12 protein-coding genes and 1 pseudogene are annotated in these 14382 nt (G+C 64.4%); 4 read left to right on the top strand and 9 right to left on the bottom strand.

Annotated elements, in window-relative coordinates; genetic code table 11:
• Nucleotides 1-24 precede the first annotated feature (24 nt).
• On the top strand, nucleotides 25-753 hold the full coding sequence (locus tag J4D52_RS22285) for a dienelactone hydrolase family protein (protein WP_063429064.1): 729 nt from the start codon (nucleotides 25-27) through the stop codon (nucleotides 751-753).
• 93 nt (nucleotides 754-846) lie between these two features.
• Here the strand turns inward: J4D52_RS22285 and J4D52_RS22280 are convergent, their stop codons facing one another.
• From J4D52_RS22280 to J4D52_RS22265, 4 genes are all read right to left on the bottom strand, one after another.
• Nucleotides 847-2025 carry a PLP-dependent aspartate aminotransferase family protein gene (locus J4D52_RS22280; RefSeq protein ID WP_063429066.1) on the bottom strand — a complete coding sequence of 393 codons (1179 nt, stop codon included), beginning with the start codon at nucleotides 2023-2025 and terminating at the stop codon, nucleotides 847-849.
• Nucleotides 2022-3398: a pyridoxal-phosphate dependent enzyme gene (locus J4D52_RS22275; protein ID WP_025805272.1), complete on the bottom strand. Its 1377-nt coding sequence runs from the start codon at nucleotides 3396-3398 to the stop codon at nucleotides 2022-2024. The genes J4D52_RS22280 and J4D52_RS22275 overlap by 4 nt, the downstream gene beginning before the upstream one ends.
• Before the next feature lie 211 nt (nucleotides 3399-3609).
• A complete protein-coding gene (locus J4D52_RS22270) occupies nucleotides 3610-4497 on the bottom strand; it encodes a pirin family protein (protein ID WP_063429068.1) in 888 nt (295 codons plus the stop codon).
• Nucleotides 4498-4558: 61 nt separating this feature from the next.
• Nucleotides 4559-4975, bottom strand: coding sequence for an OsmC family protein (locus tag J4D52_RS22265; protein WP_007931549.1), 417 nt, complete (start codon nucleotides 4973-4975; stop codon nucleotides 4559-4561).
• A gap of 212 nt (nucleotides 4976-5187) precedes the next feature.
• Here J4D52_RS22265 and J4D52_RS22260 point away from each other — a divergent pair, with 212 nt between their 5' ends.
• The 3 genes and pseudogenes from J4D52_RS22260 to J4D52_RS30795 all read left to right on the top strand — a co-directional run bounded on the left by J4D52_RS22260 (nucleotide 5188) and on the right by J4D52_RS30795 (nucleotide 7415).
• Nucleotides 5188-5652: a DUF3859 domain-containing protein gene (locus J4D52_RS22260; protein WP_025805275.1), complete on the top strand. Its 465-nt coding sequence runs from the start codon at nucleotides 5188-5190 to the stop codon at nucleotides 5650-5652.
• 137 nt (nucleotides 5653-5789) lie between these two features.
• Nucleotides 5790-6560, top strand: a pseudogene (locus J4D52_RS30800) (MCP four helix bundle domain-containing protein); the annotation flags it as partial.
• Nucleotides 6552-7415, top strand: a complete 864-nt coding sequence (locus J4D52_RS30795; RefSeq protein WP_371860316.1) for a methyl-accepting chemotaxis protein — start codon at nucleotides 6552-6554, stop codon at nucleotides 7413-7415. The pseudogene J4D52_RS30800 and the gene J4D52_RS30795, both read left to right, overlap by 9 nt.
• A gap of 86 nt (nucleotides 7416-7501) precedes the next feature.
• Here J4D52_RS30795 and fabB read toward each other — a convergent pair whose 3' ends face one another.
• The 5 genes from fabB to J4D52_RS22230 all read right to left on the bottom strand — a co-directional run.
• The gene (gene fabB / locus J4D52_RS22250) at nucleotides 7502-8722 is read right to left on the bottom strand and encodes a beta-ketoacyl-ACP synthase I (RefSeq protein WP_025805277.1); all 1221 of its coding nucleotides are present in this window, start codon (nucleotides 8720-8722) and stop codon (nucleotides 7502-7504) included.
• 11 nt (nucleotides 8723-8733) lie between these two features.
• Entirely contained in the window at nucleotides 8734-9249 is a 516-nt protein-coding gene (fabA, locus tag J4D52_RS22245) for a 3-hydroxyacyl-[acyl-carrier-protein] dehydratase FabA (protein ID WP_007931558.1), read from the bottom strand.
• Nucleotides 9250-9497: 248 nt separating this feature from the next.
• Nucleotides 9498-11399 (bottom strand): ATP-binding protein, encoded by a 1902-nt coding sequence (locus J4D52_RS22240; RefSeq protein WP_063429070.1) that lies wholly within the window; start codon nucleotides 11397-11399, stop codon nucleotides 9498-9500.
• Nucleotides 11396-12325 (bottom strand): ABC transporter substrate-binding protein, encoded by a 930-nt coding sequence (locus tag J4D52_RS22235; RefSeq protein WP_173678561.1) that lies wholly within the window; start codon nucleotides 12323-12325, stop codon nucleotides 11396-11398. Before J4D52_RS22235 ends, J4D52_RS22240 begins: the two co-directional genes overlap by 4 nt.
• Before the next feature lies 1 nt (nucleotide 12326).
• On the bottom strand, nucleotides 12327-14382 hold a 2056-nt coding region (locus tag J4D52_RS22230; RefSeq protein WP_207272154.1), incomplete at its 5' end, for a TonB-dependent siderophore receptor.

Genomic DNA, 14382 nt, shown 5'->3' with positions numbered 1-14382 from the left:
GTGTTTTTGAATCAGGAGTCTGAAATGAGCCAAGTCACTGTTCGTTCCCTGGTCTACCAGATTGATGGTCAATCCTATGAAAGCCGCCTGGCGTTCGATGCCAGTCAGCAGGGCCCGCGTCCGGGGCTGTTGATGGCGCCGAACTGGATGGGGGTCAGCGCCGGGGCCGAGAAGATCGCCGAGGCGGTGGCCGCCAAGGGGTATGTGGTGCTGATCGCCGACCTGTACGGGCAACAGGTCCGTCCGAGCAACGGCGACGAGGCGGGCGCCGCCATGATGCCGCTGAAGAATGATCGGGCCTTGCTGCGCAAGCGCATGCAGGCAGCCTTCGAGGCGCTGCAAAGTCAGCAGGAAGTGGCGTTGGACAAGGCCAGGCTGGCCACCTTCGGCTTCTGCTTCGGTGGCTGCTGCTCCCTGGAGCTGGCGCGCAGCGGTGCGCCGCTGAAAGCCGCGGTGTCCTTCCACGGCACCCTGGATACGCCGAACCCGGCCGACGCGCAGAACATCAAGGGCTCGGTACTGGTGCTGCATGGCGCCTCCGACCCATTGGTGCCGAAAGAGCAGTTGCCGGCCTTCGAAGAGGAAATGAATGCCGCGGGCGTGGATTGGCAGCTGCTGAGCTACGGCGGCGCGGTGCATTCCTTCACCGATCCGCACGCCAATGTGCCGGGCATGATGATGTACGACGCCAGGACTGCGGGCCGTGCCTTCACCTCGATGCACAACCTGCTGGAAGAAGTGTTCAAGGGCTGAGCCCCGGGAACGACAAGCCCGCCTGGCGATGCAATGCGGCTCTCAGCGAGCCGCCTTGTACGCCAGGCGGGCTTTTTTGTGCCTGTTACTTATTCAAATACGCGTCAGCGCCTGGGCCAGGTCGGCGCGCAGGTCCTCCACATCCTCGACTCCCACGGACAAACGCACCAGAGCATCGCCGATGCCGAGTTGTGCGCGGGTTTCTGCGGGAATGCTGGCGTGGGTCATGATCGCCGGGTGCTCGATCAGGCTTTCCACCCCGCCCAGGCTCTCGGCCAGGGCAAAGATCCGCACACTCTCGAGAAAACGCTTGGCGCCGGCCAGATCGCAGTTCAGGTCCAGGGAAATCATCCCGCCAAAAGCCCGCATCTGCCGCTGCGCCAGGGCGTGCTGCGGGTGTGACGGCAGGCCCGGGTAGTAGACCCGCGCCACCTGGGGCTGGCGTTCCAGCCATTGCGCCAGTTCCAGGGCGTTGCTGCAGTGGCGCTCCATGCGCAGCGCCAGGGTCTTCACCCCGCGCAGGGTGAGGAAGGCGTCGAATGGCCCGGCGATAGCCCCCACGGCGTTCTGCAGGAAGCCCAGGCGCTCGGCCAGGTCAGAGTTCTGCCCGACCACCGCGATACCGCCGATCACGTCGGAGTGGCCGTTCAGGTACTTGGTCGTCGAGTGCAGCACTATGTCGAAGCCCAGCTCCAGCGGGCGCTGGATCCACGGGCTGGCAAAGGTGTTGTCGGCGACGCAGATGATGCCCCGGGCGCGGCAGATGCGCGCGATGGCGGCGAGGTCGGTGAGGCGCAGCAGGGGATTGCTCGGGGTCTCGACCATGACCATCCGGGTATCGTCCTGCAGCGCCGCTTCGAAGGCCGAGAGGTCGGACAGGTCGACGAAGCTGAAGCGATGCCCGGCGCTGCGCCGGCGCACCCGTTCGAACAGGCGGAAGGTGCCGCCATACAGGTCATTGCCGGAAACGATATGCGCGCCGGCGTCGAGCAGTTCGAGCACGCTGGAAATCGCTGCCAGCCCGGAGGCGAAGGCGAAGGCCTGGGTACCGCCCTCGAGGTCCGCCACGCAGCGCTCCAGCGCCCAGCGCGTGGGGTTGTGCGAGCGCCCGTAGTCGAGCCCCTTGTGCACCCCGGGGCTCTGCTGGGCATAGGTGGAGTTGGCGTAGATCGGCGGCATCAGCGCCCCGGTGGAAGGGTCCGGCGTCTGCCCCGCATGGATCACCCGGGTAGCGAAGGCACGTGGCGCGCCGGTTTCATCCTGTTGACTCATGTTAGCGATCTCCGTAAGTGATTGAGCATGTCGACCCGGGTAATCAAGCCGTGGAAGCCCGAGGCGTCGGCGATGATCGCCACGAAGCCACGGTCGAGTTCCGCCTCCAGTTCGGCCAGGCTGGCGCTGGGAGGCAGGGTTTCCAGCTGATCGCTCATGGCGCTGGCCACGGTCTGGCGAAAGTGCGAAGCGTCTTCGTGCACGCCCAGCAGGATGTCCGACTCGTCGATCACCCCGACCAGCCGCTGCCCGTCCACCAGCACCGGCAGTTGCGACACGTCGGCCAGGCGCATGCGCTGGAAGGCGGTGAGCAGGGTGTCGTCCGGCCCTACGCTGATCACCCGGCCGTCCTCGAAGCGCCGCGCAATAAGGTCGCGCAGGTCGCCGTAGCGCTTGCGCGCAAGCAGGCCCTGATCGTTCATCCATTGGTCGTTGTAGATCTTCGACAGGTAGCGGGTGCCGGTGTCGCAGACGAAGCTGACCACCCGCTTCGGCTTGGTCTGCTCGCGGCAGTAGCGTAGTGCCGCGGCCAGCAGGGTGCCGGTCGAAGAGCCGCCGAGAATGCCCTCGGCGCGCAGCAGCTGGCGGGCGTGCTCGAAGCTTTCCTCGTCGCTGATGGAGTAGGCCTTGCGCACGCTGGAAAGGTCGGCAATGGACGGAATGAAGTCTTCACCTATGCCTTCCACCGCCCAGGAGCCAGGCGTATCCAGGGTGCCGCTGCGGCTGTATTCGGCCATCACCGAGCCCACCGGGTCGGCCAGGACCATCTCCAGGTCCGGCTGCACCCGGCGGAAGAACCGGGTCAGCCCGGTCAGGGTGCCGGCCGAGCCGACGCCGACCACTATGGCGTCCACATCATGTTGGGTCTGGGCCCAGATTTCAGGCGCGGTGCTGCATTCGTGGGCCAGCGGGTTGGCCGGGTTGTTGAACTGATCGGCGAAGAAGGCGTCGGGAATGTCCTTGGTCAGCCGCGCCGCCATGTCCTGGTAGTAGTCAGGGTGGCCCTTGCCGACATCGGAGCGGGTGATGTGCACTTCGGCGCCCATCGCCTTGAGGTGCAGGACCTTCTCGGTGGACATCTTGTCCGGCACCACCAGGACCACCCGGTAGCCCTTGGCGCGGCCGACCAGGGCCAGGCCGAGGCCGGTGTTGCCGGCGGTGGCCTCGACTATGGTGCCGCCGGGTCGCAGGCGGCCGTCGCGCTCGGCGGCGTCGATCATCGCCAAGCCGATGCGGTCCTTGATCGAACCTCCGGGGTTTTGCGATTCAAGCTTGAGAAACAGCGTACAGGGGCCGGTATCGAAACGGCTGACACGCACCAGCGGCGTGTTGCCGATCAGTTCGAGCACGGCAGGACGGGAGTCGTTTGGCATGTCGTCACCTCGCTGCGCAAAGCTGCGCTGGATGGACAGCGACCCACGGCGAATCGTCGCGCGGCGGTCGCAGGCAATACATCGCTTGGACCATAGGCCGGGATCCGGCTACCCGCAACCGCTCGCAGTCGATCGGTACCTGGTTGCGCAACCAGGCGACGGTGGAGACTGGCCGGTGTCTGGCCAGTTCCAAACCGCCGAACGCCCGCCGCTACAGGGGTGACGGCGAGCCTTTGCCTTTGGGCAGTTCGATTCTTTCGCTTTCTCCCGGCACCCTCGGCCAGTCGCCGGCGGCCCAGCGCTGGCGGGCTTCATCGATGCGGGCCGGGTCGCTGGAGACGAAGTTCCAGTTGATCCGCCGTGGACCATCCAGCGGCGCACCGCCGAACAGCACGGCATGGCAGTCGCTGTCGGCGAACAGGGTGGGGGTGGTTCCGGCTGGCAGGATCACCAGCGCATGGGGCTCGATGGGCTCGCCGTCCAGCTGGGCGTCGCCTTCGAGCACGTACAGGGCGCGCTCCTCGTGTTCGGCGGGGATCAGCAGGGTGGTCGCGGTCTGCAGCTGCAGTTCGGCATACAGGGTCGGGGAGAGCACCGGGACCGGCGATTCCAGGCAGAAACCGCTGCCGGCGATCATGCGGATCTTGACCCCGAGGTTGTCGCTGACCGGCAGGGTCGCGGCCGGGTGGTGGCTGTAGTGCCCCGGACCTTGTTCATGGGCCTTGGGGGAGGCCAGCCAGACTTGCAGGCCGTGCATGCTGAAGTCGCTGTCGATCAGCGCTTGCGGGGTGCGCTCGACATGGGCGATGGCGCTGCCGGCAGTCATCCAGCTGACATCCCCCTGGTTCACCACCTGGTCGGAACCCAGGCTGTCCTTGTGCTGGATCTGCCCCTGGAACAGGTAGGTCAGGGTCGACAGGCCGATATGCGGATGCTGGCGGATATTCATGCCCTTGCCCGCGGGGTAGCGGGTTTGCAGCATGTGATCGAAAAACACGAAGGGCCCGACGCTGCGGCATTGGGCCGAGGGCAACGGGCGCAGGATGGGCTGGCCTTCGACGTCCTCGATACGAGGACGGATCACGAGCGGTGTGTTCATGGTGCATTCCAGGCTGATCGGGTTATGCCCGGGAGCATAACCCGCTTGTGCACCCTTGGCGCTATTGGCTGAAGGCGCCTTCGGAGAGGTGGGTCTCGATGCTCACCTCGGCGGTGGTCATCAGCTTGTGCACCGGGCAGCGGTCGGCGACGCGATGCAGTTCTTCACGCTGGGCGTCGGTGAGCACGCCTTTGAGGGTCAGCTTGACGTGCAGCGCGTATTTGCCTTTCTGCTCCTGGCTGTTGTCGTGCTTGACCTCGACCGTGACGCCCGTGAGCGGAATCTCTTTTTTCTGCGCGTACAGCTTGAGGGTCAGGGCCTTGCAGGCGCCCAGGGCGGCATCGAAAAAGTCGTGGGGTTCCGGCGCGGAACCTTCGCCACCCAGGGTCTTGGGCAGGTCGGCGAACAATTGGTGGTCATCGATCTGGATGCTGTGGCGGAAACCTTCGCTGGATTCGGTGTTGACAGTGATAGTCATGACGGGCCTCGGGGCAGTGGTGAGCAGTCGGAACAGCGGTGAAAGGTGGTGCAGTTATAGAGCATTAGGCTGTCTGTGCGTTCCACTTTTTCTACTTCGCGCTGCCTGGGACGCGCTCTGCCCATCGAGGGTCGAGGGTAGCGATGCAGGTTTGTCATCAGCCTGTCATGCCTGCGTCATAGGCTCGCGCCATCTCAATCAAGGAGCGCGATATGCACCTCACCCGTTTAAGCGCATTGGCGGCGCTGATGATGCTCAGTGGCCTTGCCAGTGCTGAAGTCCGTGTCGAAGGACCGGTGGAATATGGTGTGTTCGAAGGGCCGAAGGCCGCGTTGCAGTCGGGTGAGCGGGTGCTGCGGCGCAGCAACGAAAACATCGAGCAGACCGAGATAGTGCCTGCGCGGCTGGGCACCAAGTTCGGCCTGCGTTATCAGCTGGCCGGCAAGGTGGCCGAGGATGTGCCGCTGACCCTGCTGTATTTCACGCCGGGCATCCGTACCCCGGATGGCAAGCGTCACGACAAGCTCGAAGTGACCCAGAAACTGGTGCCGGGCGCGCCGCAGGACATCATGGCCTACGAGTTCACCGAGAGTCATGAAGTGATCCCCGGCGAGTGGCGTTTCATGGTGTTCCAGGGCGACCGTTTGTTGGTTCAGCAGCGTTTTACCGTACGCTGAATCGTTTACGCCCAGGCATCGGAGTGCTTGGGCGTTTTGATATCACGTTTTCGTCTTAAGCAAATTTTCCGGGACCCGATACTTTCAACAGCAGCCCGCTGCATGGCGAATGCAGCGCTTTTGGAAGGAACCGGAGAATGAGCATCAGAAGTCTCAACATTGCACCGCGTGCGGGCCTGGGCTTCGGTCTGCTGGCGTTGATGGTGTTCGGCCTGGGGGCGTTCGCCCTGCTGCAGATGGCGAACATGCGTGCGCAGTCTGACGAGGTCGACAACAACTGGCTGCCCAGTGTGATGTCGGTGGGCGAAATGAATCAGGACCTGCTGCGGGTCCGTGCGCTGACCATGCGTTTGCTGCTCAACCGCAGCCCCCAGGCCCTGGCGCAGAACGAAAGCAAGCTCAATGAGATCAAGAGCGGTATGAAGGTGGCCCAGGAGCGTTATAACGCGCTGATCGTGCTGCCGGAAGAGCGCGTACTGTTCGATCGCTACAAAGCCGCCGAGAAACGTTACCTCGAGCACCAGAACCAGGTGATGGCGCTGTCGCAGCAGGGGCGGGTGGAGGATGCGGTCGCAGTGGTCAACGGCGAAATGAGCCAGCTGGCCGATGACCTGGCGGGCACCCTCAACGAACTGGTAGCCCTGAACCGGAACAATGCCAACCTGGCCACCGAGCTGGCCCGGGCTGTATTCAACAGCGCCAAGGTCTGGGTGGTCGTGATGATCGTGGTGGCCGGCCTGATGACCATTGTCCTGGCCCTGTTGCTCACCCGCAGCATTGTGCTGCCGCTCTCGCAGTCGCTGAGCGTGGCCGAAGTGGTGGCCGGCGGCGACCTGACCGAGGATATCCGCATCAGCGGCAAGGATGAGCCGGCCCGCTTGCTACAGGCGCTCAAGGCCATGCAGCACAGTCTGCGGGAAACCATCCGGCGCATCTCCGACTCTTCCAGCCAGTTGGCTTCCGCTTCGGAGGAACTCAGTTGCGTGACCGAGGACGCCACCCGCGGCCTGCACCAGCAGAGCCAGGAAATCGAACAGGCGGCGACGGCGGTGAACCAGATGACCGCCGCGGTGGAGGAGGTGGCCAGCAATGCCGTGGCGACGTCCGAAGCCTCCCGCCAGTCCGACCTGATTGCCCAACATGGGCGTGAGCAGGTGCGGCAGACGGTGCAGTCCATCGAGTCCCTGGCCGACGACGTGACCGCCAACGCCTCCCAGGTCGAAGAGCTGGCGCAGAAGGTCTATGGCATCAGCAAGGTGCTGGATGTGATTCGCTCGGTGGCCGAGCAGACCAACCTGCTGGCCCTGAATGCGGCCATCGAGGCGGCGCGGGCCGGGGATGCCGGCCGCGGGTTCGCGGTGGTGGCGGACGAGGTACGGGCGCTGGCTCATCGCACCCAGCAATCGACCCAGGAGATCGAGCAGATGATCGGCGGCATTCAGCAGGGCACCGACCAGGCTGTCAGCTCCATGCAGCAGAGCAACAGCCGGGCCCGTTCGACCCTGGAGCTGGCCAAGGCGGCGGGGGCGGCGCTGGAGGAAATCGCCGGGGCTATCACCCTGATCAACGAACGCAACACGGTGATCGCCAGCGCCTCGGAGGAGCAGGCGGCGGTGGCCAGGGAGGTGGACCGCAACCTGATGAACATCCGCGACCTGGCCATGCAGACCTCGGCCGGGGCCAACCAGACCAGCGCCGCGAGCCAGGAGCTGTCGCGACTGGCGGTGGACCTGAACACCCTGGTGGCACGGTTCTCGGTGTAAGGGCTTTTGCACTGGGAAAAACAATCGCCCAATAAAAAACGCCCCGAACCAGTCGGGGCGTTTTTCATGTTGCGAAGCGGCGGGGCTTACTTGCCCTGCCAGCGCTTCAGGACCAGGGTGGCGTTGGTGCCGCCGAAGCCGAAGCTGTTGCTCATCACAGTGTTGATGGTGGCGTCTTCGCGAGTCTTGGTCAGGATCGGCATGTCGGCCACTTCCGGATCCAGTTCTTCGATGTTGGCCGAGCCGGCCATGAAGTTGCCTTCCATCATCAGCAGGCAGTAGATCGCTTCGTGAACGCCGGCGGCGCCCAGGGAGTGACCCGACAGGCTCTTGGTGGAGCTGATGGCCGGGGCCTTGTCGCCGAACACTTCACGCACGCCTTTCATTTCCGCGACATCGCCGACCGGAGTCGAGGTGCCGTGGGTGTTCAGGTAGTCGATCGGTGCGTCGACGGTGGACATGGCCATCTGCATGCAACGGATTGCACCTTCGCCGCTTGGGGCCACCATGTCGTAGCCGTCGGACGTCGCGCCGTAGCCAACGATTTCGGCGTAGATCTTCGCGCCACGGGCCAGGGCGTGTTCCAGCTCCTCGACCACCACCATGCCGCCACCGCCGGCGATGACAAAACCGTCACGGTCGGCGTCGTAGGCGCGGGAGGCTTGTTCCGGGGTGTCATTGCGCTTGCTGGACAGGGCGCCCATGGCGTCGAACAGGAACGACTGGCTCCAGTGTTCCTCTTCACCGCCGCCGGCGAACACGATGTCCTGCTTGCCCATCTGGATCTGTTCCATGGCGGTACCGATGCAGTGAGCACTGGTGGCGCAGGCAGAAGCGATGGAGTAGTTCAGGCCCTTGATCTTGAACGGAGTGGCCAGGCAGGCGGAAACGGTGCTGCTCATGGTCCGCGTTACACGGTATGGGCCGACGCGCTTGACGCCTTTCTCGCGCAGGATGTCCAGCGCTTCCATCTGGTTCAGGGTCGAGGCGCCGCCGGAGCCGGCGATCAGGCCGGTACGCGGGTTGGAAACCTGCTCTTCGGTCAGGCCGGAATCGGCGATGGCGTCTTTCATGGCCAGGTAGGCGTAAGCCGCCGCGTGGCCGACGAAGCGATAGATCTTGCGATCGATCAGCTCTTCGAGGTTGAGGTCAATGGAGCCGGAAACCTGGCTACGCAGACCCATTTCGGCATATTCCGGGTTGAAGCGGATGCCAGGGCGACTTGCACGCAGGTTAGCGGAGACGGTCTCTTTGTCATTGCCCAGGCACGAAACGATGCCCAGACCAGTGATAACGACGCGGCGCATGCGGATAACCCTTAGAAGTTGTCAGTGGAGGTGAAAACGCCGACCCGGAGGCCTTCGGCGGTATAGATTTCGCGGCCATCGACGCTGACTGAGCCATCGGCGATGGCCATGTTCAGCTTGCCCTTGAGGACGCGCTTGATATGAATGTTATAGGTAACTTTCTTGGCGGTCGGCAGCACCTGACCAAAGAACTTCACTTCGCCCGAACCCAGGGCGCGACCGCGGCCCGGCAGGCCTTGCCAGCCCAGGAAGAAGCCGACCAGTTGCCACATGGCGTCGAGGCCCAGGCAGCCCGGCATCACCGGATCGCCTTCGAAGTGGCAGGCGAAGAACCACAGGTCGGGGGTGATATCCAGCTCGGCGACCAATTCACCTTTGCCGTACTTGCCACCCTCTTGGCTGATATGAGTGATGCGATCCACCATCAGCATGTTCGGGGCGGGCAGTTGCGCGTTACCTGGGCCGAACAGCTCACCGCGACTGCAGCGCAGCAGATCTTCCCGAGTAAAGGCGTTTTGTTTGGTCATGCGAGCTCCTCAATAGTCCCATGCGGCAGGGTGGGGCAAATCTTCCCGGCCGATCGAAGCGTTCATGCCTCGAGCCGGCAGCCTACTCATAGACTATTGCGTTGTGGTGAAAGTCACAGCACAAGGGACATGAATGTACACTTGTGCACTGAAATTATTATACAGGCCCTGTGAGGGGCCTGTTCGGGTGCCTAAGACTGCCGCACTTTCGCCCTTCACGCCAGTCGCAGATGGTCGATAAATGGCCGCTACTGCACCCAACGTTGGAGAATTTGCTGCAGATCCGTGCGTTTGAACGGCTTGGCCAGGTAATCGTTCATGCCCGCCGACAGACAGGCTTCGCGGTCGCCCTGCAAGGCGTTGGCGGTCAAGGCGATGATCGGCAGGTCGGCGCATCCGGGCAGTTGGCGGATCTGCCGGGTGGCCTCGTAACCGTCGATCAGCGGCAGCCTGCAATCCATCAGGATCGCCTCGAAGATCAGGCTTTCGGCGCTGCGAATGGCCTGGGCACCGTCGGTGGCGATGCTGACCGTGAAGCCCAGGCTGCGCAGCATGGCCTGGATCACGGTCTGGTTGACCGGGTTGTCTTCCACCAGCAGCACGTTGCGTCCTTCGCCATGGGCATGCCCGCTGTGCACCCGCGGCGCCAGCACCGGCAGGCTTTGCTGGTAGAGCGCCAGCGGGATCTCCAGGGTGAACGTCGAGCCGCGACCTTCCTCGCTCTGGGCGCGCAGGGTGCCGCCCATGCGTTCGGCCAGGGTGCGGGCGATCGGCAGCCCCAGGCCGGTGCCGCCGTAACGCCGGGAAATCGAACTGTCGGCCTGCTGGAAGGCGTTGAACATCAGTTCCAGGCTTTGCGGGCTGATGCCGATCCCGCTGTCACGCACGGTACAGGTGAACCACAGCAGCTCGTGGTCCAGGGCCTGCCATTGCGGCTCGATGGTGACGCTGCCTTGTTCGGTGAACTTCAAGGCGTTGCCGATCAGGTTCACCAGAATCTGCCGGATCCGCGTCGGGTCGCCCTTGACTTGCAATGACTCCATGCCGGGCGGCAGCCGCAGCTGCAGGTCCAGCCCGCGCTGCGCGGCACTGTGCTGGAAGGCCTGGGCCGAGCTGCCGATGAGTTCGGCGAGGTTGAACGGGATGTGCTCCAGCTCCAGGGCCGAGCGCTCGATGCGCGAGAAGTCGAGGATGTCGTTGATCACCTTGAGCAGGTGCTCGGTGGACTCGGAGGCCAGCGCCGCGTATTCGTGCTGCTCATCGGTCATTTCCGTGGTTTCGAGCAGTTGCAGCATGCCCAGCACACCGTTCATGGGCGTGCGCAGTTCATGGCTCATCATCGCCAGGAAGTCCGACTTGGCGTTGTTGGCCCGCTCCGCTTCTTCGCGGGTCTGGATCAATTGCGCCATGGCCTGGTGCTGCTCGCGGCTGGCCTGCTCGAGGCCGGCGGCGAGGTTGTTGATGTGTCGCGAAAGATCGCCCAGCTCGGCATCGTCGACGATCGGCAGCGGGGTCTTGAAGTCACCCTGTTGAATGGCCTTGACCGCGGTGCCCATGGCGCTGATCGGTTGCGACAGGCTGGCCGCCAGGCGGCGGGCCAGAAGGAAGGTGAACAGCAGGGCGAACAGCGCGAGGATGCCGGCTTTGAACAGGATCTCCTGCTGGCGCTGGCTGAAGGCATCGTTGGACATGCCGACGATCACCCGCCCCAGGTAGTCCGCGTTGGGGGTAGCGCTGGCGCCCGGGTCGTCCTGGAAGAAGTCGTTGTTGAGCTGGATGCGTTGCAGGCGCACCGGGGCCTGGAACACTTCCACCTGCTGTGAGCGGTTGTGGGTTTCCGAAGGCTGCTCGACGTACACCAGGATCTTGTTGCGGCTGTCCTGGACTTCGAGAAAGCGCACATGGGGCGTGGACAGGGTGGCCTTGAGCAGGCTCTCGAGGCCTTCGCTGTTGCCCGAAATCACCCCGTACTCGGTGGCCGGCGCCAGCTGGTTGGCGATCAACTGGCCGGTGTGGTTCAGCTCCTGGCGCAGATCCTGGATCCGCACGAAGGTAAAGAAGCTGATCAGCAGCAGGGTCAGCAGCAGCGCCGGGCCGAGGCAGATGATCTGGGTGCGGGTACTGATGTCCCAACGGCGACGGAAGGTCATGGGCGTTTTTCTCCTTCGGCCAGCTGGGTCGCCACCGATTGCTCGTCAATCGGTTCGACACCCAGGGAGCGTGCCACTTGCGGGTTGCTCAACACCTTGAACGGTTGCGGGTACAGGGTACGCGGCCAGTGGGTCGTGGGCCGGTCCAGCAAATCGTCGAGCACCTGCAGCCAGTCGTCCTGGTCGCTGTAGGTGCTGGCCAGGCTGCCGGCCTTGACGAATCCGGCATTGGGGCCGATCAGCGCCAGTTGCCGGGCATAGCTGCTCAATAACAGATTCTTCGCGGTTTTCGGGTTGTACAGCCGCGGGTCGTCCAGCCCCAGCAGGACGTCGCTGCTTTTCAGCAGGCTTTGCAGCGGGCGGCTGTCATTGGTGTCGTCCCAGCGCTCGGCGACGATTTCCAGCCCCAGAGGATGGGCGGCCTGGTGCAGTTCCTTGAGCAGGAATTCGCTGTCGGCGCCGTAGAGCACGCCGACCCGCCGGGCCTGGGGGAGGATCTTGCGGATCAGTTGCAATTGCCGAGCCAGCGGCGGGTCGCTCCATAACAGGCTCAGCCGGGGCGAGGAGGTTGCCCCCAGGCGCTGCTGGGCCTGGATCCGGCCGATGCGCAACACCAGCGTGGCCGGGCCCTGGGCGTCCTGCTGGCGCCATTCGAGGCTGGCCGGGTCGAGCAGGATCAATCGGGTGCCTGCTGGCAATTGACCGGGAGCAGGCAGGTTGGCCAGGGGTTCGAAGCGCACGTCGTCCTGGGGCCGCTGTTGCGCCAATGCCTGGGCAAAGGCCTGCACGCCGGCGCTGTCTTCGGCGCCGGTCAGCAACACCTGGGCCGCCCATGCGGGGAATGCACCCCAGAGGCAACAGAACAGCAGCAGGCGAACCCGGAAACGGTTCAAGGCAGGCGTCATCCCTGACTGACGGTGGCTCATGCTAGAACGTCAACTCCGCACTGAAGTAGAGGACGTGGTGCGAGTCATAGTTGTTGTCGACAAAGGTAGTGGGCTCGTCGTCGAGCCGTTGCTGGAGCACGCCGGCCAGCTCCAGGCTGCCCTTGCCCAGGGGGATACGCTTGGCGACGCGGGTATCGACCCGTTCGAAGCGGTAACCGTTGAGCGCGCTGGAACCATAATAGAAGAGCGCGCTGGACCAGCCCTGGCCCCAGTCGCGCAACCAGCCCGCCGAGCCGCTGTGGCGCGCGGTCAATTGCTCGTCCAGCGGGTTGCTGGCCTCGGCGTCGACATAGGCGTACGTCAGGCGCAGCCGGTCCGCCGGGTTCAGGCGCCAGTCCAGCTGGGTTTCAGTGCCGGCGAAGCGTGAGCTGTTGCTGTTGCTGGCGATGTACTGGTTGTTGCGCAGCGGCTCGCTGATCATCCCGCTGATTTCGTCGTAGAACAGCTTCACATCGAGGTTCAGCCCGAGATCGGCGAAAAAGCCGTTGTAGCCCAGCTCCCGTGAGCGCATGCGTTCCTGGTCGAGGTTGCCCGGGCCGCGAGTCTTGACGAAGTACTGGGCGCTGGGCTGGCCGTAGGCGGTCGGGTTCAGCTTGGTGACTCGGTAGCTCCAGTTGACGTTGTTCTCGAACATGTCCGGCGAGCGGATCGCTTCCGAATACACCGCCCGCAGGCCGTGGCGCGGATTGATCAGGTAGTTGACCGCCACCCGCGGGGTCAGCGAGCTGCCGCTCAGCTGCGAGTCCTCGAACATGGCGCCGCCCTGCAGCAGCCAGTGCTCAGTGGCGCGCCATTCCAGTTGGCCGAACGCGCGCCAGGTGCTGTCGTCGAGGGTGCCGTTGAAATAGGTTTCCGAGTCGGCGCGGTCGTAGCGATAGTTCAGGCCGCTGACCAGGCGCACGCCATCGGACAGGCTCAGGGTGTCCTGCAGTTCGAGGTCGTAGCGCGATTCGCGGGCGCTCTGGTCGATATCCCCGCAGACCGTGCGCTTGGCGCCGTCCTTCCATTGGGTCAGCACCTGGTTCGCCAGGGCCTGTTCGGCCGCGCTGCCCGGAGGGGCGCCGGAGCCGGTGAAATTGTCCATGTGCCGGGCCAGCAGTTCGGCGTAGTTCGGGTTGAGCTGCCAGAGGCGGGTCAGTTCCGGACTGAACGACACTTCGGCGTCACAGGCGCGCCAGTTCTGCTGGCGGTCCCAGTGCTGGGCCGAGCCTTGTATATAAAGGCTGTGGTCCGGGTTGATGTCCAGGTTCCAGCGCAGCGAGCCGGCATAGTCCTTGGCGATCACGTCGGAGTTGTAGCCGGCCGAGGTGATACCGGAGAACACCGGGCGGTAGGTATAGGGGCGCTGGTTGCTGCCTTCCTTGGCGCTGAGCTGCCAGTCGATGCTCTGCTGCTCGTTGAGCATCTGGCTGACCGACAGGCTGAAGCGGTTCAAACGCCGGCTGTCGCGGTAGTCGGCGCCGTTGCGATCGCTGTCGAAGCCGTCGTCCTCCTGCCCGGAGAGCGACAGGCGCAGGTCGCCGGTGTCCCAGCCGGTGCCCTGGCTGGCGTACCAGTCGCTGATACCGCGCTGGCCGCGGGTGACTTTGACCCGCGTACCGTGGCTGTTGGCGGGCGAGCGGGTGATGATGTTGATCACCGCCATCAGCGCGTTGGCGCCGTAACTGACGGTATTGGGGCCACGGAACACCTCGATGCGCTCGATGTCCTCCATAGCCACCGGAATGTCGCTCCAGTCCACTGTGGCCAGGCCCGCCCGGTACACCGATCTCCCGTCGATCAGCACCTGCATGCGCCGCGCTTCGCTGGCATTGGTGCCGTGATAGTTCACCGCGGCCTGGTTGCCGCTGATATTGCCGACCATCATCCCCGGCACCAGGCGCAGCAGCTCGCTGATGTCGCGGGCGCCGCTGGCGTTGATCAGTTCGCTGTCGAGCACGGTCATGCTGCCGGGCACGGCCGCGGGGGACTGTTTCAGACGGGTGGCGGTGAGGATTTCCGGCAGCGGCTGGCTGTCCAGGAACAGATCGTCGGCC

Origin of the sequence: Pseudomonas sp. GW460-12-10-14-TSB1, from assembly GCF_017349775.1 — a bacterium.
In the GTDB taxonomy this organism is placed as follows: domain Bacteria; phylum Pseudomonadota; class Gammaproteobacteria; order Pseudomonadales; family Pseudomonadaceae; genus Aquipseudomonas; species Aquipseudomonas piscium.
The sequence above is the reverse complement of the archived record's forward strand: the minus strand, read 5'-3'. Positions and strand labels throughout refer to the sequence as shown.